Source organism: Pseudomonas nitroreducens, assembly GCF_024170165.1.
GTDB classification, from domain to species: Bacteria; Pseudomonadota; Gammaproteobacteria; order Pseudomonadales; family Pseudomonadaceae; genus Pseudomonas; species Pseudomonas nitroreducens_C.
On the sequence record NZ_JALJXP010000004.1, the window covers coordinates 102993 to 125011 of the forward strand.

Genomic DNA, 22019 nt, shown 5'->3' on the forward strand with positions numbered 1-22019 from the left:
CCTCTCACAGCAGCCAGGACCGCGGCGGAACGGGCCCGGAAACGCACCGCTTGCCGTCAGGCCGGCTCTTCGGCTCCGACCCAGAGACGCTCTCCGGCACCGGGCGCTTCCATCCACTGCTTCAACGACCGCGTCGGCAGGTCGAAATACTCCCGCGTGCGCGCATACCCCTGCCCGCCCATGCGGCCGATGGCGTCGAGCCCGAGTTGGTCGATGTACAGCGTCGCCGGGTCGATCAGGTCGTCGCGTACATGGGCCATCAGCACTTCGCCGAGGATGATCTCCCGCGACTGGCCGATGGACAGCGCCATCATCCGCCGGCACTCCAGCGCCACCGGTGCTTCGCCGATGCGCGGGCAACCGACGCGGGTACCGGGGATGGCGGTCAGGCCGGCGGCGACCAGTTCATCGAATCCCGGCTCGAAGGGCACGGCGCAGACGTTCATCGCCTCCACCAGCGCGTCGGAGACGATGTTCACGGTGAATTCCTGGTTATTGCGGATGTTCAGCGTGGTGTCCTTGGGGCTCAGGTCGCTGTAGTTCTCCACGCCCAGGGCGAGGATCGGCGGGTCGGCCGAGAGAGCGTTGAAGAAGCTGAAGGGCGCGGCGTTGGCACGCCCCTGCGCATCAATGGTGGTGACCAGGGCAATGGGCCGGGGCACCACGCTGCCGATGAGGATCTTGTATTTCTCGCGGGCGGACAGCTGCTGGAAGTCGAAGCTGAGCATGGATTGATCCTTCAATGAGCCTGCGGTGCGTGGGCGTCGAGCAGCGGCGCGGCGGCGCTGTACGAGTCGGCAAAGGGAATCGCGGAACGGAACAATGTGCGCCACGGCGGGTTGCCGAAGGCACGCTCGGCGTGGTGCTGCATCTGTTTCTGGAACAGTGCGTCGGCGCGACGTTGCAGGTCGGCGTAATCGACACCGACCACCTGGCCGCCCTGCATCACGCAGCGGCCGTCGATGAAGCTGGCGATGCAGTCGTCGCCACGACCGGCGGTGAACAGGTTCTTCAGCGGGTCGAAGAACGGGCCCTGGTGGAAGTCGCCGAGGCGGAACACGGTGATGTCCGCGCGGGCACCGACGGCGAGACGGCCGAGGTCGTCGCGGCCCAATGCCCGGGCGCCGCCGAGGGTGGCAGCGTTGTACAGATCGAGCATGCGCGTGTGCTCGGCATCGCCCTCCTTCACCCGCGCGATGTTCAGGCCCTGGCGCAGGTTGTCGAGCATGTCCGCCGGGAAGGTGTCGGTGCCCATGGCGAGGTTGATACCGCGCGCGCGGTAAGTGCCGAACGAATCCAGCGCATCGCCTTCGCGGGCGAACACCACCGGGCAATGCACCAGGCTCGCGCCGCTGTCCGCCAGGCGCTGCAACTCGTGCTCGCCGCTGTGGAGGATGCCGTGGGGCAGCACGCTACGCGGGTTGAGCAGGCCGTAGCGGTCGAGCCACTGCAGCGAGGACGTGTCACGCAAGCGACGCACCAGCTCCACTTCGTAGCGCGACTGGCAGCAGTGCAGGCGCAGCGCCGCGTTCAGTTCGCGCTGCACGGCGGCGGTACGCTCGAGCAACGCCGGCGTGCAGGTTTCGATGCGGTCCGGCAGCAGCGCGCCGCGTACCAGGCCATCGTGGGCGCCGTCGAAGTCGTGGAAGAAGCGCTCGGCCTCCCCCAGGCCGGCCAGACCCGCAGCCTCGTCCCAGTGCTGAGCGGGGCTACCGTCGGCGCGGGCGTGGGTCATGCCACTCATGTAACAAGGGCCGAGGTAGGTGCGCAGGCCGAGCTCGCCGGAAAGCGCGGCGACTCCGGCGAATTCGTCGTAGTGCTCGGCCCAGCGCCGGTAGTACATGGAGGTGATCGGCATGGCGGTGGTGATGCCGTTGCGGATCAGCTGGGTGAAGGCATAGCGGTACTTGAACAGCTCCTCGTCGGGGCTGTAGCACTCGCCCGGCCCGGCCCGCAGGTAGTCCTCGGACCAGACGCGGCCCATGTTCCATTCGGCGCCGTTGTCCAGGGCGAGTACCGTGGAGTCGAGGTCGCCGAGGGCATCCAGATCGATGAAGCCAGGGCCGATCAGCGCGTGGCCGTAATCGATCCACTGGCTGACTTCACCGGGATAGCCACGTCCTACGAAGACGATTTCCCCGCCCTCGAACACCACTTCGCCGTGGCGCCAGAGCACGTGCTGTTTACCGTCGAAGCCAACCACGAAGCTGGCTTTCAGGCCGATGCGTGGAGCGCTCACAGACGCGACTCCACCAGGCGACCATGCTCGGCGATCAGCTTGCCGGCCTTGAATACCCGGCGCTGCGCCGGGCGCGCGACCACGGCCTCACCGAGGGTCTCGACCGGCAGCAGGAGGAAGTCCGCCGGCGCGCCGACTTCGATACGCGCCGGCTCGCGACCCAGTGCGCGGGCACCGTTGGCGGTGGCGGCGGCGAAGGCTGCAGCGAGGTCGTCGTCCTTGCACAGGTCGAAGCGGAAGGCGAGGAACATGGCGCGTTCGAGCATGTCGCCGTTGCCCATGGGCGACCAGGCATCGCGGATGCCGTCGCTGCCCAGGCACAGGTTGACGCCGGCTTCGCGCAAGGTGAGGAACGGCGGCACCGGGGTGTCGGCAGGCGCGGAGCTCATCAGGGAAATGCCCAGCTCGGAGAGTCGCTCGGCCAGCGGCTCGACCTGCTCCCAGGGCGCCATGCCCAGGCAATAGGCGTGGCTGATCATCACCTTGCCCTGCAGAGCGTGGCGCTCGGTGTAGTCGGCGATGCGGGCGATCTGCCAGAGGCCCAGCTCGCCCTTGTCGTGCAGGTGAATATCCACGCCACGGCCGAATTCAACCGCCAGGCCGAAGACGATATCGAGCTGGGCAATGGGGTCGTCGTCGATGCCGCAGGGGTCGAGCCCACCGACGTTTTCCACGCCCAGCGCCAGCGCCTCGCGCATCAGCTCCGCGGTGCCGGGGCGGCTGACCAGACCGGTCTGCGGGAAGACCACGAACTCCATGTCGATGAGGTCGGCGTAGCGCTCACGCAGCGCCTGCATGGCCACCACATGGCGCAGGCCCAGCTCGGGGTCGATGTCCAAGTGGCAGCGGAAGGTCAGTGAGCCACGGGCGATGCACTGCTCCAGCAGTGCGCCGGCGCGGGCGGCGATGGGCGCCTCGATCTCGCGCAGCACGCGGCGCTCGTTGGCGATGTAGTCCTTGAGCGTGGGGCCGGCGCTGTTGGGGCGCCAGGGTTGGCCCCAGAGGGTCTTGTCCAGGTGGCAGTGGCTTTCCACCAGCGGCGGCAGCAGCAGCTGGCCGGCGCCGTCGATGTCGCCGGCTTGCGGCGTGGTGTTGCCCGCGGGGCGGCGTTCGGCGATGCGGCCGTCCCGGATGAGGAAGTCTTCCGCTGCATTGCCCAGCGGACGGATGTTGCGCAGCCAGTAGCTGTCGGTCATGGGGACCTCGAATCCAGAGAAGAACGTAGGGCGAATAACTGCTTGCAGTTATCCGCCGATGAACTCGGCGGCGAATGAGGCGTTCCGCCTCATTCGCCCTACGGGTTTACGGAGAACGGCTCATCAACCCTTGAGCTTGGACCAGATGCGGTCCTGCAGCTCGCGGGACTTGTTGCTGCATTCCTTTTCCAGACGCAGGCGCGAGGCGTACTCCTCGGGCATGTTGATGGCGTCCATGACCTTCCACTTGGCGTCCAGCAGGTGGTCGGTCTGGATGCCGTTGGAATAGGCGATGGCGTTGGTCACCGCGGCGGCGTTTTCCGGCTTCATCATCCAGTTGATGAAGACCTTGGCGTTCTCCGGATGCGGCGCGCTCTTCGGCACGGCGAAGTTGTCCTGGAAGGAGGCCACGCCCTCGCGCGGGTAGACGTACTTGATGGTGCTCTTCTGCAGCGTGGCGCGGGCGGTGGAGCCGTTCCAGTTCTGCATCAGCACGACTTCGCCGGAGGCCATGCGGTCCACGGTGTTGTCGGAGCTGTACATCTTCAGGAAGGGCTTCTGCTTCTGCAGCAGCTCGAGAATCTTCTTGGCGTCCTGCGGGTTCTCGGTGCACTCGTCGACATTGAGGTAATGCGCGGCGGCGTTGATCAGGCTGCTCGGGGTATCCAGCGCGGCGACCTGGCCCTGCAGCTCCGGACGTGGCTCGAAGAATTCCTTCCACGAGTCATCCAGCTTGCCACCCGGTACCCGCGCGCTGTCATAGGAGAAACCGGTAGTGCCCCACAGGTAGGGCGCCGAGTACTTGCGGCCGGGGTCGAAGGCCGGGTCGCGGAACGCCGGTTTGACGAACTGGAAGTTGGCCAGCCTGGGCGTGTCGATTTCCAGCAGCAGGTCCTGGTTGATCAGCGTCTGCATGATCGAGTGCGAGGGCACGATCACATCGTACGCGGCGCCGCCGGCCTGCAGCTTGGCCAGCAGGGTTTCGTTGCTGTCGTAGCCGTCCATGGTGACCTTGATGCCGGTCTCCTTCTCGAACTTGGCCAGCAGTTCCACCGGGTAGTAGTCGGTCCAGTTGTAGAAGAACAGCTGCTTGGGCTCCTCGGCCTGGGCAGCGCCCGCAGCCAGCAGGGCGAGGGACAAACCGGCTAGGCCGTGACGCAGGGCATTCAACTTCATGTGGCTCTCCGAAACGAAAGGTCAGAAAACGAAAGGTCGGCAGTCTTGATCAGGCGTCCGGTTTGCCGCGCTGGCCGAGCCAGTACGACAGCACCACGAGGACGATGGAAATCACCAGCATGAGGGTCGAGATGGCATTGATCTCGGGGGTCACCCCGGCCTTGATGGCCGAGAAGATGTAGACCGGCAGCGTCGTCGAGCCGGGGCCGGCGACGAAGAAGGTCATGATGAAGTCGTCGAGGCTGACCACGAACGCCAGCACCGCGCCGGACAGCACCGCCGGCCACAGCAGCGGCAGGGTTACCCGGCGGAACACCTGGTAGGGACTGGCGTAGAGGTCGCCGGCGGCTTCCAGCAGGCTCTTGTCCAGGTCGTTCAGGCGCGCACGGATCGGCAGGTAGGCGAAGGGAATGCAGAAACCGACGTGGGCGACGATCACTGTCAGCAGCCCCAGCTTGATGCCCATCGACATGAACAGCAGCAGCGTGGCCACCGCGATGACGATCTCCGGCAGGATCAACGGCAGGTTGATGCCGCCCTCCACCAGCCGCCGCCCGTAGAACGGCCGCGAAGTCGCCAGCGCTGCCGCCAGGGCAATCGCCGTGGACAGCACGGTGGCGAAGCCGGCGACCACCAGCGAGTTGAACGCCGCCGCCTGGATCGACGGGTTGGCGACGATCTTGCCGTACCAGGCGAAGGAAAATTCGGTCCATACCGTGGCCGAGCGGTTGGCGTTGAAGCTGTAGCCGATCAGCACGAAGATCGGCAGGTACAGGTAGGCCAGGACCAGCAGGCTGGTTTCGCGGGTGCCGGGCAGTTTCTTCAGGTGCTGGGCGATCATGCGTTGGCTCCTCCCAGGTGGACGGCCTTGGCGGCGCGGCGGCTATACAGGGCGAACGCGATCAGGGCGAGCAGCATGATCGCCAGCAGCAGGAACGACAGCGAACCGCCCAGGGGCCAGTTGCGCGCGGTGCCGAACTGCTGCTGGATCAGGTTGCCGATCATCAGGGTCTTGCCGCCGCCGAGGATCGCCGGGGTGATGAAGGCGCCCAGGCTGGGCACGAACACCAGCAGCGAGCCGGCGATCACGCCGGGCATGGACAGCGGCAGGATTACCCGCTGCAGCGCCTTCCAGCGGTTCGCGCCGAGGTCATAGGCGGCCTCGACCAGACGCCAGTCGAGCTTCTCCAGGGTCGAGTAGATCGGCAGGATCATGAACGGCAGGAAGCTGTAGACCAGGCCGACGCAGACCGCGAAGTCGTTGTACAGCAGGGTGATGCCGCCGGCCTGGGGGAACAGCGCGTTGACCGACTGGGCGACCCAGCCGTGCTCGCGCAGGATGATCAGCCAGGCGTAGTTGCGGATCAGCAGGTTGGTCCAGAACGGAATGGTGATCAGCAGCACCATCAGGTTGCGCGAGCGCTCGCTGAGGCTGGTCATCCACAGCGCCACCGGGAAGCCGAAGAGGAAGCACAGCAGCGTGGTGCCGCCGGCCTGGAACAGCGAACGCAGCAGCGCCTGGGCATAGACCCAGTTCAGCTCCAGGTTGCCATCGAAGTCTTCCTGGAAGAACAGCTGCACGTAGCTCTGGATCTGCCAGTCGGCGTGCCAGTCGACGCCGCCGTAGAGGTTGCGCGGCAGCAGGCTGATGTAACCCATGATCGCCAGCGGGATGGCGATCAGCCCGAGCAGCGTCAGCGCCACCGGGCTGAGCAGCAACAGGCGGCGAGTGGTGGGCGACTCGTTCATGTCAGGCCTCCATCAGCAGGCAGGCCTGGGGCGGCAGGTGCACCGCCACGGCCTCGCCGACGTCGCGGGCGCGGCCGCCCTCGTTGCTCTCGCGCAGGGTGATCTGCGAGGAATCCGGCAGGCGGCAGCGATACAGCGTGGCGGTGCCGACGTACATCACCGTCTCGATCACCGCGCGCAGGTGGTGCGGCTGCGACGGCTCGACCAGCTTCGAGCGCTCCGGGCGGAAGGCCAGCTGCACGCTGGCACTGCTCAGGCCCGCCGGCAGCTCGCAGGGGATTTCCGCGGCCATGGCGTTGGGGTGGAAACCGCCCTGGCGCATCTGCCCGGGAAGGAAGTTGATGTCGCCGATGAACTGCGCGACGAAGCGATGGGTCGGGCGCTCGTAGATCTCGTTGGGCGTGCCGATCTGCATGATGTTGCCGTGGGACATCACGGCGATGCGGTCGGACAGGGTCAGCGCTTCTTCCTGGTCGAGGGTGACGAAGATGAAGGTGATGCCCGCCTCTTCCTGCACGCGCTTGAGCTCGACCTGCATCTCCTTGCGCAGCTTCAGGTCCAGCGCCGACAGCGGTTCGTCGAGCAGCAGCACCGAAGGCTTGGGCGCCAGTGCGCGAGCCAGGGCCACCCGCTGCTGCTGACCGCCGGAGAGCTCGGCCGGCTTGCGCCGCGCCAGGTGCTCCATCTGCACCAGCGCGAGCATTTCCTTCACCCGGCCGGGAATCTCGCCGCGCGCCAGGCCCTGCATTTCCAGGCCGAAGGAGATGTTCTCGCTCACCGACATGTGCGGGAACAGGGCGTAGCTCTGGAACACGGTGTTGATGCGGCGGCGGTAGGGCGGCAGGTCATTGACCCGCTCGCCGCCGACGAGGATGTCGCCGGAGGTGACGTTCTCGAAGCCGGCGATGCTGCGCAGCAGCGTGGTCTTGCCGCAGCCGGACGGCCCCAGCAAGGTGAAGAACTCGTTATGGGCAATGTCGACCGAGACCTCGTTGAGGGCGGGAGCGACGTTGGGATCATCGGTGTAGCGCTTGCTGACCCGACGCACCTCGACTGACGACGAGCGATTCATTTTGGTGCATTCCTCTTGTTTTTGTATGCAATATTTGAATGCAATCTAGAAATAGCTGATGTATTTTTCTTCTGCAACTGGTTTTGCACGGACGGTTTTGCGGCATCCTTTGAAGGGTCAAGCAAGAGGCGGAGTCGCTCATGGCGGAGAATCACCCCGAGTCCACGGTGGAACGCGTCTACCAAGGGGTTTACGAGGCAATCAGCAAGCGTACCCTGCGCCCCGGCATGAAGCTGGGCGAGGCGGCGTTGGCGGAGTTGTTCAAGGTCAGCCGCACTTCGGTGCGCGCGGCGCTGAAACATCTGGAAGCGGACGGGCTGGTGTCCAGCGCGCTCAACAAGGGTGCATGGGTATCGTTACCCAGCGACGAGGAGATCCGCTCGCTGTTCGAAACCCGGCGGCTGATCGAGATCGGCATCGTCAGCGAACTATGCCGCCGCGCGGACAGCGCGATCATCCAGGACCTGCGCGACCACGTGGCGCTGGAAGAGGCGACCCACGACCACGACCACGCGCGGTTCGTCCATCTGCTGGGCGAGTTCCACCTGAAGCTGGCGGCGGCGCTGAACAATCCGGTGCTGCTGGACTTCTTCCGCAAGCTGATCGAGCGCGCCTCGCTCTATGCCACCACCCTCGACGACGACCAGCACGAAACCTGCCGCGGCAACGAACACCAGCGGCTGATCGAGTACATCGAATCGGGCAATCAGGCGGCGGCCATCGAACTGACCTGCATGCACCTGAACGCCATCGAGCAGGCGATCCTCAAGGCGGCGGGGAACCTGAAGGCGGATTACCATCCGCTCAAGCATCTGATTGGCGGCTGAGACTTACTGTAGGAACGAGGGGGACGCCCAGTTCTTGCTCGCGAACCGGACTGGCCGGCTGACGCCCCTGTTTGCCGATTGCACCCAACGGTCCCTCTCCCTGAAGGGAGAGGGGGCTGCCCGGCGCGGAGACAAAGTTCGGTATCAGCCGGCGTCTCTGTCCGCGAGCAAGCTCGCTCCTACGAAGAGCTAGATGTAGGGCGCGTAACCTGGAACAGGTTATGCGCCCTACGAAAGACACCAAGAAAAACGCCCGGCACTGGCCGGGCGTTTTCATTCAGGCGGTCGGGCCGCCCGTGATGCGGTCGAAGCCGCGACGAATCTCTTCTTCGGGCAGGTTGTCGCCGATGAAGACGATCACGCTCTCGCGCTGCTCGTTGCCCTTCCACGGCGTATCCCAGTCGAAACCATAGAGCCGCAGCACGCCCTGGAACACCAGGCGGCGTTCCTCGCCGGCGATGTTCAGCACGCCCTTGTAGCGCAGCAGCGAGTTGCCGTGCCATTGCAACAGGTCGTCCATGAATTCGCTCAGAGCTTCGATATCCAGCGGGTTATCGCTGCGCAGCACCAGGGTGGAAATCCGGTCGGTGGTGTCTGCCGCCGGGCGCACGGGGCGCAGCAGCGGACGCAGGCCGAGGTCGGCATTGAGGTTGAAGCCGCGCACATCGAGCAGGCGCTCCAGTTCGATGGCGCCATGCTCCACGGCATGGATGTCGGCGCGGCGGTTGATGCGCTGCAGACGCTCCACCAACGCCTCGTACTGGGCCGGCGACACCAGGTCACGCTTGCTCACCAGGATGCGGTCGCCGAAGCCAACCTGGGCCTGGGCAATGGCTTCCTGCAGGTGGCGCTCGGCGTTGGCTGCGTCCACCAGGGTGATGATGCCATCGAGCAGGTAGCGCTCGCGCAAGGTCTCGTCGACGAAGAAGGTCTGCGCCACCGGAGCCGGGTCGGCCAGGCCGGTGCATTCGATCACTACGCGGTCGAAATCCAGCTCGCCGTTGTCGCGGCGCTCCAGCAGCACGTAGAGCGCGCGCTCCAGGTCGCTGTTGATGGTGCAGCAGACGCAGCCGTTGGACAGCGTCGTCACCTGAACCGCGTCGTCGCCGAGCAATTGCGCGTCGATGGGCGTATCGCTGAATTCGTTCTCGATCACGGCGATCTTCAAGCCGTGCTCGGCCTTGAGGATGTGCTTGAGCAGGGTAGTCTTGCCGGCCCCGAGGAAGCCGGTGAGGACGGTCACCGGAATCTGCGGCGCGCTTGCGGAATCGGTCATGGAAACATCCAGGCAATCAGAAAGGAAAACGGGCCGCGATCGCTCGCGGCCCGTCCGTTATACACCCATCCGCGTGGTCAACAGCAGCGGATCGGCCTCCCCTTGCCGCCACCGTAGCGCGCCTCCTGGCGCTCGCGGAAGAACTCCTCGTAGGTCATCGGAGTCTTGTCCGGGTGCTTGTTCTGCATGTGCTGAACGTAGGTGTCGTAATCGGGCATGCCGACCAGCATGCGGGCGGCCTGCCCGAGGTACTTACCCATGCGGCTGAGGTCATTGAACATGATGTTCCTCCATCAGGCGTCCGGGATCGGCTGGAACGGCGCTTCGTTGTCGGTCCGCTCCTTCTTGGTCCAGGCGCTGGCACCGACCTTGATCGCGTACACCAGGATGCACAGCACCACCAGCAGGAACAGCACAGTGAGGCCGGCGTTGATGTAGGCGTTCATCATCACGTGCTGCATCTGGGTGATGTCCTTGGCCGGGGCGATGATCTGCCCGGCATCCAGGCCCGCCGAGTACTTCTTGCCCAGGGCGATGAAGCCGACCGCCGGGTTGCTGTCGAACAGCTTGATCAGGCCCGCGGTGGTGGTGCAGATCAGCAGCCAGGCGGCCGGCAGGGCGGTGACCCAGACGTACTGCTGGCGCTTCATCTTGATCAGCACGACGGTGGCGAGCATCAGCGCGATACCGGCGAGCATCTGGTTGGAGATGCCGAACAGCGGCCACAGCGTGTTGATGCCCCCCAGCGGATCGACCACACCTTGATACAGCAGCCAGCCCCACAGCGCGACACAGCCACCGGTGCCGACGATATTGGCGGCCCAAGAATCGGTCTCCTTCAGCGCCGGGACGAAGTTGCCCAGCAGGTCCTGCAGCATGAAGCGCCCGGCACGGGTGCCGGCGTCCACCGCAGTGAGGATGAACAGCGCCTCGAAGAGGATCGCGAAGTGGTACCAGAAGGCCATGGTGTTCTCACCCGGCAGCACCTGGTGAAGGATGTGCGCAATACCCACGGCGAGGGTCGGCGCACCACCGGCACGGGCCAGGATGGTGGTCTCGCCGATGTCCTTGGCGGTCTGCACCAGGACGTCCGGGGTGATCGCGAAGCCCCAGCTGCTGACGGTCGCGGCGACCGCTGCAACGTCGGTGCCGACCACGGCCGGCGGGCTGTTCATGGCGAAGTAGATACCCGGCTCGATGACCGAGGCGGCGACCATCGCCATGATGGCCACGAAGGACTCCATCAGCATGCCGCCGTAGCCGATGTAGCGGGCGTCGGGCTCGCGGTTGAGCAGCTTGGGCGTGGTACCCGAGGAGATCAGCGCGTGGAAGCCGGAGACGGCGCCACAGGCGATGGTGATGAACAGGAACGGGAACAGGCCGCCCTTCCACACCGGGCCGGTGCCATCGGTGAACTGGGTCAGGGCCGGCATCTTCAGTTCCGGCATGACGATCAGGATGCCGATGGCCAGGGCGATGATGGTGCCGATCTTGAGGAAGGTCGACAGGTAGTCACGCGGCGCCAGCAGCAGCCACACCGGCAGTACCGAGGCGACGGCACCGTAGCCGATCAGCATCCAGACGATCTGCACGCCATGGAAGGTGAACACCGGCGCCCATTCGGGGCTGGCGGCCACCTGGCCACCGAGCCAGATGGAACCCAGCAGCAGTGCCACGCCCACCACGGAAATCTCGCCAATGCGGCCCGGGCGGATGTAGCGCATGTACACGCCCATGAGGATCGCGATCGGGATGGTCGCCATCACGGTGAACATGCCCCACGGGCTTTCGGCCAGGGCCTTCACCACGATCAGCGCGAGCACCGCGAGGATGATGATCATGATCAGGAACGCGCCGAACAGGGCGACGGTCCCCGCCACCTGCCCCATTTCCTCGCGTACCAGTTCACCCAGCGAACGCCCGTTGCGGCGGCTGGAGATGAACAGCACCATGAAGTCCTGCACGGCCCCCGCCAGCACCACGCCGGCGATCAGCCAGAGCGTGCCGGGCAGATAGCCCATCTGCGCGGCCAGTACGGGGCCGACCAGCGGGCCGGCGCCGGCGATGGCGGCGAAGTGGTGACCGAAGAGGATGTGCTTGTTGGTCGGGACGTAGTCCAGGCCATCGTTGTTGAGGACCGCTGGGGTCGCTCGGTTGGGGTCCAGTTGCATCACCTTGTCGGCGATGAACAGGCTGTAGTAACGGTAGGCGACCAGATAGATGGCCACGGCCGCGACGACGATCCACAGTGCGTTGATGGCTTCGCCGCGACGTAGAGCCACGACTCCCAAGGCAAATGCACCGACTATCGCCACCGCCAGCCAGGCGAGGTGACGTAGCAGGCTGTTGTTATTGTTCATAGCGAGGCTTCCGACAGTTTGAAGGCGAGAATTCGCAGAAAAATTCTAGTCTTTTCCAGCGACCCATTCATACGACCTTAGTCTAGAGCGGTTACGCGCTTATTGCCGGAGGTCAACGCGCTCGACCGCCGGGTCAGGAAATGAAAAAGCCCGCCTGAGGCGGGCCTTTTGCGGTGCAACAGTCGGTCAGGCCGGCTGCTTGGCATACTGCGCCAGGGTCTGGTCACGGCTCATCACGGCCAGGGTGTTGTTCAGCACCTGCTCGCCGGTGGCGTCCTTGGAAGTGAAGATCTCACCGAAGTGCTGTTGGGTGACCTGGGCGAAGTGCGCGCGATCCTGGGTCGGAATGCCGAGCAGGACGGCGTAGGCGTCCAGGGCCTCGCCATGGCCCTGGGCCATGTTCTCGGCGATGTTGTCGAGCATGCCGTTCATGGCGAAGATCGAGCGACCGCCGTAGCCCAGACGCACACTGGAATCACAGCCGTTAGTACCGGAGGTCAGGCCGAAGGTGGCGTTGCCCGAGGTCCCGTTGGTCGTGGTCGCCAGCAGATGCGGGAACAGCCCGCGCTGGCCCTCGAACACCATGTTGCCCCAGCCGCAGCCACCGCCCCCCGCCTGGTCGGCCTGCGCCAGCAGACTGGCGGCACTCAGTACGCCGAAGATCAACCCCTTGCTCACGAGCTTTTTGTCCATGTTATGCACTCCGCAGTTGTAGTGGTTAGACGCACATGGAGCTTTGGCGAGGGTCCGTAGGCTGTCAAACCGGCGCAGGCTGCGTCTGACGGAACGTCAGCAATCGACGTACGACGCGTCAGTAATGCCTTACGTCTATAGTGAGGCGAAGCAGAAACGGCCGGAGAGCCACGACATGACTGACGATCACGACGAGCGCCGGCGCTTCCAGCGCATCGCCTTCGACGCCGGCACCGAGATCAGCCAGGGCGACCTGCGCTGGAAGGTGACGCTGCTCGACCTGTCCCTGCAGGGCCTGCTGGTGCAGCGGCCGGAACACTGGAGCATCGTCGCGCAGGAACCGGTGCAGGTGCGCATCTACCTGGGCTTCGACGTCAACGTCTATATGGAGGCCGACCTCGCCTGGGAGCGCGAAGGCCTGCTGGGCTTCAACTGCCGGCACATCGACCTGGATTCGATCAGCCACCTGCGCCGGCTGGTGGAGCTGAACCTGGGCGACGAGTCGCTGCTGGAGCGTGAGCTGACGCTGCTCAGCGAACACTGAAACTCCCTGCAGGAGCGCCCCATGGGCGCGATCGCGGGCATGGCCCACTCCTACAGGAGCACGACGATCTATTCGAACAACGCATCCAGCGCCTGCTCCAGGCGCGTGACCGCAATCACCTGCAGGCCGGGCGGCGACTCCTTCGGCGCGTTGCCCTTGGGCACGATGGCGCGCTTGAAGCCGTGCTTGGCCGCTTCCTTCAGACGTTCCTGACCGCTGGGCACCGGCCGCACCTCGCCAGACAGGCCGACCTCGCCGAACACCAGCAACTGGTGATCCAGCGGACGGTTGCGCAGGCTGGACATCACCGCCGCCATCAGCGCCAGGTCTGACGCCGTCTCCAGCACCTTCACACCGCCGACCACGTTGAGGAACACATCCTGGTCGTAGGTCGGGATGCCGCCGTGGCGGTGCAACACCGCCAGCAGCATGGCCAGGCGGTTCTGGTCCAGGCCCAGGGTCACGCGGCGCGGATTGGCCAGGTGGCTGGTGTCCACCAGCGCCTGCACTTCCACCAGCATCGGTCGCGAGCCTTCCCAGGTGGCCATGACCACGCTGCCCGGCACCGACTCCTGGGCGCGGGTGAGGAAGATGGCCGACGGGTTGGAAACTTCCTTCAGACCACGGTCGGTCATGGCGAACACGCCCAGTTCGTTCACCGCGCCGAAGCGATTCTTCACCGCCCGCAGCAGGCGCAGGCGGCCGTCGGATTCGCCCTCGAAATACAGCACCGTGTCGACCATGTGCTCCAGCACGCGCGGGCCGGCCAGGGAGCCTTCCTTGGTGACGTGGCCGACCAGGAAGATCGCCGTGCCGCTCTGCTTGGCGAAGCGCACCAGCAGCGCCGCACTTTCGCGCACCTGAGCAACTCCGCCGGGCGCGGACTGCAACTGTTCGGTGAAGATGGTCTGGATCGAGTCGATCACCATCACCTTGGGCTGCTCCTGGCGCGCCGTGGCGATAATGGTTTCGATGCAGGTCTCGGTCATGACCTTGAGCTTGTCTTCGGGCAGCCCCAGGCGGCGGGCACGCATGGCGACCTGCTGCTGGGATTCCTCACCCGTGACATAGAGCGCCGGCAGACGCGTGGCGATGTTGCAGAGGGTCTGCAGGAGGATGGTGGACTTGCCGATGCCAGGGTCGCCGCCGATCAGCACCACCGAGCCGTCCACCAGACCGCCGCCCAGGGCGCGGTCGAGCTCCGCCGAGGCGGTGGAGAAGCGCGGCATTTCCTCGACGCTGACTTCGGCGAGGGTCTTGATGTTGGCCTGCTGGCCGGCCCAGCCGCCACGGCCGGACGGGCTGCTGCCCGAGCCGCCGGTGGGAGTGGTGTCGATGACGGTCTCGACCAGGGTGTTCCAGGCGCCGCAATCAGGGCATTGACCGGCCCACTTCGGGTAGGTGGCGCCGCACTCGGTGCAGCCGTACATGCGCTTGGCCTTGGCCATGGGGGACTTCCGTCGAATGCAAAGTCCCCATCATAAGCCAATCGAGGGAGCGCTTCAGAACGTAAAAAAGTTCTTAGCTCGCCAGGCGGCGGTACTGGCTCTCCATATCGTGCTTGAGGCTTTCGCGACGCATCAGCAGCGAAGCCAGGGTGCAGTCGGGGCGTTCGATGCCTTCTTCCACGCGACCGATGCGCTGGTCCAGCAGCTCGTATTGCAGCTTCAGGCGGACCAGGCGCTCCTGGGCGCGCAGGGCTTCGACGTTGCGTTTCGGGAGCTTGGTGACGGACTTGCCAGAGGACGAGATGGCTTTACGCATGGCGGTGGCACCGGTTGGAAAGAGATGACGGGAGCCTACGCCTCGCTCCGACACACACCTTTGACTTTGATCAAGCTCAGCCGGATCGCTTGAGCAGGTCGGAAATCTCGTCCTTCAACGCCACGCGCTGCAGCTTGAGGGAATTGAGAGCGAGGTCGTCCATCGCCTGGCGGCCGTCCTCGATGTCGTAGATCTTCTTGTCCAGCTCCTCGTAACTGGCAGCCATGCGGGTGAAGTTCGCGTCCTTCCCGTGCAACCGGGTCATCAGCGCCTTCTGGTCGGGGAATTCACGGGACAGGGGATGATGCTCGAGCGGCATGACGGGCCTCCTTCATGTTGATGGGCTGCCCGATAAGCCTAGACCACAGCACGATGACGCCCAGCGCCGCCGGTCATACCGCAGGAATTGACCGCGTGCGGGGTGTTCAGACGGCGACGGGCCGCTAAACTGCGCCTGTCCCCTCTATCTTGCGTAACAAGGAGTCTGTGCATGAGTCTGCTCAACGAATTCAAGGCCTTCGCGGTCAAGGGCAACGTGGTCGACATGGCCGTCGGCATCATCATCGGCGCTGCGTTCGGCAAGATCGTCTCGTCCTTCGTCGGCGACGTGATCATGCCGCCCATCGGCCTGCTGATTGGCGGCATGGACTTCTCCGACCTGGCGATCACGCTCAAGGCCGCCGAGGGTCAGACACCGGCGGTGATGCTGGCCTACGGCAAATTCATTCAGACCTGCCTGGACTTCATCATCGTGGCATTCGCCATCTTCATGGGCGTGAAGGCCATCAACAAGCTCAAGCGCGAAGAGGCCGTGGAGCCCAGCGCCCCGCCGGTGCCGAGCGCTGAAGAAACCCTGCTGACCGAGATCCGCGACCTGCTCAAGCAGCAGAACAACCGCGCTCCCTGAGCAGATCGCTGAGCGGGCACGCCGTCAGCCCGGCGGCGTCAGCAGCACACGACCGATGCGCCGCTCGCTGACGTCCGTCACCTCCAGGCGCCAGCCGCCCAGTTCCAGCGTGTCTCCCTTGGCCGGCAAGCGGCCAAGGTGCTTGAGCGCCAGCCCGCCGAGGGTCTGGTACTCCGCCGTCGGGCGGGCATGGAAGCCGACCCGTTCGGCCAGCGCCGACAGCGTCACGGCGCCGTCCACCCGGTAAGCCCCCGCCTCCGCTTCGATGTCCGTACCGGACACCTCGCTGGCGTCCGGCAATTCGCCGGCGATGGCCTCCAGCACGTCGGTCATGCTCAGCATGCCCTCGAAGCCACCGAACTCGTTGACCACGAAGGCCAGGTGGGTCGAGGCCTCGCGCATCAGCTCCAGAGCGCCCAGCACCGTGCTGCTGTCCGGCAGGCTCAGCGGCTCGCGCAGCAGCGGCAGGATGTCCAGCTCACGCCCCTGCAGCAGGGCGGAGAACAGCTCCTTCTTGTGCACATAGCCCAACGGCTCGTCGATGTTGCCTTCGCGAATCACCAGCAGGCGCGAGTAGGGCGACTCCAGCAGCGCACGGCGGATGTTCTCCGGGCTGTCGGCCACGTCCACGCGGTGTACGCGCTGGCGGTCGATCATCACGGCCTTCACCGGACGCTCGGCCAGGCCCAGCACGCCGCTGATCATCACCCGCTCGCGGCGGTGGAACGGCGCGTCGCCGCCATCGTCCGGGCCCACCAGGTCGGCGATGTCTTCGCCCACTTCGTCGGCGTCGACCTTGCCGCCCATCAGGCGCAACACGGCGTGGGCCGTGCGCTGACGCAGGCCACGCTGGCCGCGCTGGCTCTTCTGGCGTTTCCAGCGGACCAGCTGGTTGGCCATCTCGATCAGCAGGCTGAAGCCGATGGCGGCGTACAGGTAGCCTTTCGGGATATGGAAGCCCAGGCCTTCGGCCGTCAGGCTGAAACCGATCATCAGCAGGAAGCCCAGGCACAGCATGATCACCGTCGGGTGCTCGTTGACGAAGCGGGTCAGCGGCTTGCTGGCCACCATCATCAGGCCGATGGAGAAGATGACCGCGATCATCATCACTTCCAGCTGCTCGACCATGCCCACGGCGGTGATCACCGCGTCGAGGGAGAACACCGCATCCAGCACCACGATCTGCGCGACCACCGGCCAGAAGGCGGCGTAGACGCGCTTGCCGTTGGATGTATGCACGCGGCCTTCCAGGCGCTCATGCAGCTCCAGGGTCGCCTTGAACAACAGGAACAGACCACCGAACAGCATGATCAGGTCGCGGCCGGAGAAGCTCTTGCCGAACACATCGATCAGCGGCTCGGTGAGCGTGACCAGCCAGGAAATGCTCGCCAGCAGGCCCAGGCGCATCAGCAGCGCCAGCGACAGGCCGATCAGCCGCGCGCGGTCACGCAGGTGCGGCGGCAGCTTGTCCGCGAGGATCGCGATGAAGACCAGGTTGTCGATGCCGAGCACCAGCTCGAGCAGGATCAGGGTGAGCAGGCCGAGCCAGGCCGTGGGGTCCATCAACCATTCCATGTCGAACGACCTCGCTGGGCGCGCGCCATGGCAGGCTGGGAAGGCTTATCCGCGAACGCGGGTGCCGGGGGAGGTTCGCCGAACGCCGGCTCTACACAGGTAGATACGGGGATCGGCGTTGTACTTTGACTGTCCATAAGGTCCGAAAAAAGGGAAACGGACGCCCATCCTAAGGGCAAAGCCTCGCGGCCCTAAGGGGACAATCTTTTCAAAATCTATCGAGCCGACCTTACCAATAGTTTTCCACGGCGATCTGGCCGGGCTTGCGCGTCAGCGCCAGGCTCATGCCACGGGCCTTCAGCACGGCGCGGGTGTCCTCGATCATCTGCGGGTTGCCGCAGAGCATCACCCGCGAATGTTCCGGGGTAAGTTCCAGACCGGCGGCGCGTTCCAGCTCGCCGTTCTCGATCAGCGTGGTGATCCGCGCGTTCAGGCAGCCGGGTACCTGTTCGCGGGTGACCACCGGGATGAACTGCAGCTTGTGGATATGCTCGGCCAGGTGCTCCATCGCACCGAAGCTGGCGATCAGGTCGCGGTAGGCCAGTTCCTTTTCCTCGCGGGCGCTGTAGACCAGCTTGATGGTCTCGAAGCGCTCCCACACCTCGAAGTCCTGCAGGATCGACAGGAACGGCGCCAGGCCGGTGCCGGTGGACAGCAGCCAGAGGTCGCGACCGTCGGGGAAGCGGTCGAGGGTGAGGAAGCCGAAGGCCTGGCGATCCACCAGCAACTGGTCACCGACGCGCAGGCGGCTGAGCTCGCTGGTGAATTCACCGCCGGGAACGACGATGGAGAAGAACTCGAGGAAGTCGTCGTGGGGCGCCGAAACCATCGAGTAGGCGCGCCAGACGATGCTGCCGCTGGGCTTGTACACGCCCAGGCGGGCGAACTGCCCGGCGCGGAAGCGGTAGCCGCTGTCGCGGGTGGTGCGCAGGGTGAACAGGCTCGGGGTGAGCGTCTGCACCTCCACCAGGGTCTGGCGGGTGAACTTCTCTTCGCTGGCGGTCATCGTCCGCTCCTTTGCAGGCAACGGCCCATTTTCCCGTATTCCCGGCGCGAGAAACACCCGCAAGGCTTGTGGCTATCCGGGGAGATCGCCACAAGCCTGCGCTGGATCAGTGTCTGCTGATCAGTGCTTGCGGTTCACCACCTGGGCGGCGCGCAGCACATCGGTGCCGATCTCGCCTTCGAACTGTTTCCACAGCGGCTGCATGGCGGTGCGCCAGGCTTCGCGCTCGGCCGGGGTCAGGGCGATGATGCGCGCCTTGCCGTTGCCGACCACGTGCTCGCGTTCCTTCTGGTTCAGCGCCTCGGCGTCCTTGTTCACCTCGACGGTGACCTCTTCGATGATGCTTTCCAGCTGGGTGCGCACCGGGTACGGCATGCTGTTCCAGAACTTCTGGTTGCTGATCACCATGTAGCTGAGCACACCGTGGTTGGTCTCGGTGATGAACGGCTGGACGCTGTCGAGCTTCTGGCTGCCGATGTTCGACCAGGTGTTCTCGGTACCCTGCACCTTGCCATCCTGCAGCGCCTTGAGGGTCTCGGCGAAGGGCATCTTCACCGCGGTGGCGTCGAGCAGGCCGAACTGGGCGTTGATCACCGAAGACGGCTGGATGCGGAAGGCCAGGCCCTTGGCATCGGCCGGCGCGCGCAGCTCGCGGTTAGCCGAAAGCTGCTTCATGCCGTTGTTCCAGTAGGCCAGGCCGTAGATGCCCGAACGCGCCATGGAATGCAGCAGTTCGCGGCTCTTGTCGCGCTTCTGGAAGCGTTTCACCGCTTCCAGGTCGTCGAACAGGAACGGCAAATCGAACACTTCCAGCTGCTTGGTGTAGCCCTCGAACTTCGACAGCGACGGCGCCAGCATCTGCACCTTGCCGTCCTGCAGCGCCTGCAGTTCATCGGCATCGCCGAACAGGGTGGAGTTGGGGAACACCTCGACCTTCACCTGGCCGGCCAGGCGCTCTTCCACCAGTTTCTTGAACAGCAGCGCACCACGGCCCTTGGGCGTGTCATCGGCGACGACGTGGGAGAACTTGATCACGATGGGCGCATCGGCGAAAACCGGCTGGGCCACGAGGAAAAGGGCGGACAGCGCCACCCCGAGCAACGACTTGTACATCGACATCCTTATGCAATGGCAATAGCCCGGCGCGCGAACGGGAGTCGCGTGTCGAGGATTCGTGAAGACTTGGAAGGGTGGCCGTCGGTCGGCGGAGACGCGCTCCGGGATCGGGCCCTACCGGGTCGCAAGGAGCGCCCGGTTATTATTGGGAGGCCGCCGCGCAGACGAGCGCGAACGGATAGGTCATAATTTTTCGGTATAACGCGCGCCCGCACAAGCAGGAACACGTAAACCACGTCTCAATTTGATGACAATATCGTTGCAATAAGCCATCACTCATTGCCAGCGAAGCAACACCTCTATCTCAGCCATTTCCGTCGTTTCGAGAGCCCCATGCCCGTCCTCGCCAGCCCCTTCGCCCAGCTCGACCTGGTCCGCCACCCCGAACAGCGCGAAGACCCGCTGCAGGCCTTCGATGCGGCCGACGAGTACCTGCTCGCCCATCTCCACGAGCAGGGTGTCGCTGCGGACAGCCGCGTTCTGGTACTCAACGACAGCTTCGGCGCCCTCGCCGCCAGCCTCGCGCCCCACGTGCGCCTGACCAGCAGCGGCGATTCGCACCTGGGCTTCATCGCCCTTGAGCGCAACCTCGAACGCAACGGCCTCGCCGATGCGCCGCTGACCTTCGTCCCCGCCAGCGAAACGCCGCAAGGCCCGTTCGACCATGTGCTGGTCCGCGTACCCAAGACCCTCGCCCTGCTGGAGGAACAGCTGATCCGCCTGCACGGCCAGCTCGCGCCGGGCGCCAAAGTGGTCGCCGCCGGCATGGTCAAGCACCTGCCGCACGCCGCCGGCGATCTGCTGGAGAAGTACATCGGCCCGATGCAGGCTTCGCTCGCCGTGAAGAAGGCCCGCCTGCTGGTGGCCACGGCCGAGGATCGCCCGGCGCCCTCCTCGCCCTACCCCAGCCGCTACCGTCTGGACAAACCTGCGCTGACGCTGCTGAACCACGCCAACGTGTTCTGCCGCGAAGGCCTGGACATCGGCACCCGCGCCTTCCTCCCGCACCTGCCGCAGGTGCACCACGCCGTGCGCGCGGCCGACCTGGGTTGCGGCAACGGCGTGCTGGGCACCGCCTTCGCCCTGCTCAATCCGCAGGCCGAGCTGACGCTGGTGGATGAGTCGTACATGGCCGTGCAGTCTGCGCGGGAGAACTGGCAGGCCGCCCTGGGCGACCGCCCGGTGGACATCCACCCCGACGATGGCCTCGCCAGCCAGCCTGCCGATTCCCTGGACCTGATCCTCTGCAACCCGCCCTTCCACCAGCAGCAGGTAGTCGGCGACTTCCTCGCCTGGCGCATGTTCCAGCAGGCCCGCGCCGCACTGGTCACCGGCGGCGAGCTGTGGATCGTCGGCAACCGCCACCTGGGCTATCACGCCAAGCTCAAGCGCCTGTTCCGCGGCGTCGAGCAGGTGGCGGCGAATCCGAAATTCGTGGTGCTGAAAGCGACCAGATAAGCTGTCGGGATTGCTCCGGCCCGCGCGCCGGAGCAGCATGGATCGCCCCCACTCGGAAGCGCGCCATGACCGCACAGGAAGCCGCCCTCATCCCTCCCGAACTGATCCGCACCGCCGACGGAGTCGATCTCGCCCTGCGCCGCGTAGGCCCGGCGGACGGCGTGCCGGTGGTGCTGACCCACGGCACCTTCTCCAACCACCGCAGTTGCCTGGGCCTGGCCAATTACCTGGGTAGCCAGGGCTTCGCCTGCTGGCTGTTCGACTGGCGCGGGCATGGCGACAGCGGGCGCAACGATTTCCTGCACAGCTTCGACGACGTGGCCGAGCAGGACGTGCCGGCGATTCTCGAGGCCGTGAGCCAGCGCAGCGGGCAGGCGGCGCTGCACTGGGTCGGCCATTCCGGCGGCGGGCTGATCGTCTCGATGTGGGCGGCGCGCCACCCCGAGCTGGCGCAGCGACGGTTGCGCTCACTGGTGCTGATCGGTTCACAGGCCACCGCGGCCGGCACCAGCCCACGGCACTGGCTGATGCTGCAGGCTTTCGACTGGATGCTGCGCTGGCGGCGCATCGCGCCCAGCCGCGCGAAGAGCGTCGGGCCCGAGGCGGAGAGCGCCCGGCTGATGCGCCAATGGTGCCAGTGGAATTTCCGCCGGCGGTTCGATTCGCTGGAAGGCTTCGATTATCTCCAAGGTCTGCGCGGCGTCGAGCTGCCCGTGCTAGGCGTGGCGGGTAGCGGCGATACCTTCATTGCACCGCTCGCGGGGTGCGAGGCGCTGGTGAGGGCCTTTGGCGGGACGCAGGCGAATCTGGAGCTGTTCGGGCTGGCGACCGGGGCGCGGGAGGATTACAGCCACAACCGCCTGCTGCTGTCGCGCAATGCCAGCCTGGAAATCTGGCCGCGTATTGCGCAGTGGTTGGCAAAGCACTGACTCGTAGGGCGCATAACCTGGAACAGGTTATGCGCCGTTGGCTTTGGCGGCGGATAACGCTGGCGCGTTACTCGCCCTACAGCGAGCACCTGGCGCATAGGCGCCGCCGGGGTTCGCGAGCAATAACGATGG

Annotated in this window: 22 protein-coding genes; 5 read left to right on the forward strand and 17 right to left on the reverse strand. The window is 65.5% G+C overall.

The genetic code is table 11. The features are described from left to right. Positions 1 to 56: 56 nt before the first annotated feature. From J2T47_RS09810 to J2T47_RS09840, 7 genes are all read right to left on the reverse strand, one after another. Complete coding sequence (locus J2T47_RS09810) at positions 57 to 728, reverse strand: flavin reductase family protein (RefSeq protein WP_253445339.1); 672 nt, start codon at positions 726 to 728, stop codon at positions 57 to 59. An 11-nt stretch (positions 729 to 739) separates the two neighbouring features. Further along, entirely contained in the window at positions 740 to 2239 is a 1500-nt protein-coding gene (locus J2T47_RS09815) for an amidohydrolase family protein (RefSeq protein ID WP_253445341.1), read from the reverse strand. Beyond that, positions 2236 to 3435 (reverse strand): amidohydrolase family protein, encoded by a 1200-nt coding sequence (locus J2T47_RS09820; protein ID WP_253445344.1) that lies wholly within the window; start codon positions 3433 to 3435, stop codon positions 2236 to 2238. Before J2T47_RS09820 ends, J2T47_RS09815 begins: the two co-directional genes overlap by 4 nt. Positions 3436 to 3558: 123 nt before the next feature. Then, positions 3559 to 4611, reverse strand: coding sequence for an extracellular solute-binding protein (locus J2T47_RS09825; RefSeq protein WP_253445347.1), 1053 nt, complete (start codon positions 4609 to 4611; stop codon positions 3559 to 3561). Between the two features lie 49 nt (positions 4612 to 4660). After that, positions 4661 to 5452, reverse strand: a complete 792-nt coding sequence (locus tag J2T47_RS09830) for an ABC transporter permease (RefSeq protein ID WP_253445350.1) — start codon at positions 5450 to 5452, stop codon at positions 4661 to 4663. Further along, entirely contained in the window at positions 5449 to 6360 is a 912-nt protein-coding gene (locus tag J2T47_RS09835) for an ABC transporter permease (protein ID WP_081520077.1), read from the reverse strand. Before J2T47_RS09835 ends, J2T47_RS09830 begins: the two co-directional genes overlap by 4 nt. A 1-nt stretch (position 6361) precedes the next feature. Further along, positions 6362 to 7432, reverse strand: coding sequence for an ABC transporter ATP-binding protein (locus tag J2T47_RS09840; protein WP_253445354.1), 1071 nt, complete (start codon positions 7430 to 7432; stop codon positions 6362 to 6364). A 140-nt stretch (positions 7433 to 7572) separates the two neighbouring features. Here J2T47_RS09840 and J2T47_RS09845 point away from each other — a divergent pair, with 140 nt between their 5' ends. Beyond that, entirely contained in the window at positions 7573 to 8259 is a 687-nt protein-coding gene (locus J2T47_RS09845) for a GntR family transcriptional regulator (RefSeq protein WP_081520076.1), read from the forward strand. Positions 8260 to 8536: 277 nt separating this feature from the next. Here J2T47_RS09845 and yjiA read toward each other — a convergent pair whose 3' ends face one another. The 4 genes from yjiA to J2T47_RS09865 form a co-directional block, all read right to left on the reverse strand. Then, the gene (gene yjiA, locus J2T47_RS09850) at positions 8537 to 9535 is read right to left on the reverse strand and encodes a GTPase (protein ID WP_253445358.1); all 999 of its coding nucleotides are present in this window, start codon (positions 9533 to 9535) and stop codon (positions 8537 to 8539) included. Between the two features lie 77 nt (positions 9536 to 9612). Further along, positions 9613 to 9816 (reverse strand): YbdD/YjiX family protein, encoded by a 204-nt coding sequence (locus J2T47_RS09855; protein WP_015478970.1) that lies wholly within the window; start codon positions 9814 to 9816, stop codon positions 9613 to 9615. A 12-nt stretch (positions 9817 to 9828) separates the two neighbouring features. Continuing rightward, complete coding sequence (locus tag J2T47_RS09860; protein ID WP_253445361.1) at positions 9829 to 11895, reverse strand: carbon starvation CstA family protein; 2067 nt, start codon at positions 11893 to 11895, stop codon at positions 9829 to 9831. A 186-nt stretch (positions 11896 to 12081) separates the two neighbouring features. Then, positions 12082 to 12588, reverse strand: coding sequence for a DUF3015 domain-containing protein (locus J2T47_RS09865; protein ID WP_253445365.1), 507 nt, complete (start codon positions 12586 to 12588; stop codon positions 12082 to 12084). A gap of 175 nt (positions 12589 to 12763) precedes the next feature. On the opposite strand from J2T47_RS09865, the gene J2T47_RS09870 reads away from it, so the two are divergent. Beyond that, positions 12764 to 13132: a PilZ domain-containing protein gene (locus J2T47_RS09870; RefSeq protein ID WP_045216617.1), complete on the forward strand. Its 369-nt coding sequence runs from the start codon at positions 12764 to 12766 to the stop codon at positions 13130 to 13132. A 68-nt stretch (positions 13133 to 13200) separates the two neighbouring features. On the opposite strand, the gene radA is transcribed toward J2T47_RS09870, so the two are convergent. The 3 genes from radA to J2T47_RS09885 form a co-directional block, all read right to left on the reverse strand. After that, positions 13201 to 14580 (reverse strand): DNA repair protein RadA, encoded by a 1380-nt coding sequence (gene radA / locus J2T47_RS09875; RefSeq protein ID WP_253445369.1) that lies wholly within the window; start codon positions 14578 to 14580, stop codon positions 13201 to 13203. A gap of 73 nt (positions 14581 to 14653) precedes the next feature. Next, a complete protein-coding gene (locus J2T47_RS09880; RefSeq protein ID WP_253445373.1) occupies positions 14654 to 14896 on the reverse strand; it encodes a hypothetical protein in 243 nt (80 codons plus the stop codon). A gap of 76 nt (positions 14897 to 14972) precedes the next feature. Beyond that, positions 14973 to 15215, reverse strand: a complete 243-nt coding sequence (locus J2T47_RS09885; protein WP_081520069.1) for a YdcH family protein — start codon at positions 15213 to 15215, stop codon at positions 14973 to 14975. 171 nt (positions 15216 to 15386) lie between these two features. On the opposite strand from J2T47_RS09885, the gene mscL reads away from it, so the two are divergent. Then, positions 15387 to 15803, forward strand: coding sequence for a large-conductance mechanosensitive channel protein MscL (gene mscL / locus J2T47_RS09890; protein ID WP_045216609.1), 417 nt, complete (start codon positions 15387 to 15389; stop codon positions 15801 to 15803). 24 nt (positions 15804 to 15827) lie between these two features. Here the strand turns inward: mscL and J2T47_RS09895 are convergent, their stop codons facing one another. The 3 genes from J2T47_RS09895 to J2T47_RS09905 all read right to left on the reverse strand — a co-directional run bounded on the left by J2T47_RS09895 (position 15828) and on the right by J2T47_RS09905 (position 19497). Beyond that, positions 15828 to 17378, reverse strand: a complete 1551-nt coding sequence (locus J2T47_RS09895) for a TerC family protein (RefSeq protein ID WP_253445377.1) — start codon at positions 17376 to 17378, stop codon at positions 15828 to 15830. A 229-nt stretch (positions 17379 to 17607) separates the two neighbouring features. After that, positions 17608 to 18384, reverse strand: coding sequence for a ferredoxin--NADP reductase (locus tag J2T47_RS09900; RefSeq protein WP_024764776.1), 777 nt, complete (start codon positions 18382 to 18384; stop codon positions 17608 to 17610). Positions 18385 to 18504: 120 nt separating this feature from the next. Next, the gene (locus J2T47_RS09905) at positions 18505 to 19497 is read right to left on the reverse strand and encodes a TRAP transporter substrate-binding protein (protein WP_253445380.1); all 993 of its coding nucleotides are present in this window, start codon (positions 19495 to 19497) and stop codon (positions 18505 to 18507) included. A gap of 336 nt (positions 19498 to 19833) precedes the next feature. On the opposite strand from J2T47_RS09905, the gene J2T47_RS09910 reads away from it, so the two are divergent. Beyond that, positions 19834 to 20958 carry a methyltransferase gene (locus J2T47_RS09910; RefSeq protein ID WP_253445385.1) on the forward strand — a complete coding sequence of 375 codons (1125 nt, stop codon included), beginning with the start codon at positions 19834 to 19836 and terminating at the stop codon, positions 20956 to 20958. A gap of 65 nt (positions 20959 to 21023) precedes the next feature. After that, positions 21024 to 21887 (forward strand): alpha/beta fold hydrolase, encoded by an 864-nt coding sequence (locus tag J2T47_RS09915; protein ID WP_253445388.1) that lies wholly within the window; start codon positions 21024 to 21026, stop codon positions 21885 to 21887. The last annotated feature ends 132 nt before the right edge of the window (positions 21888 to 22019 follow it).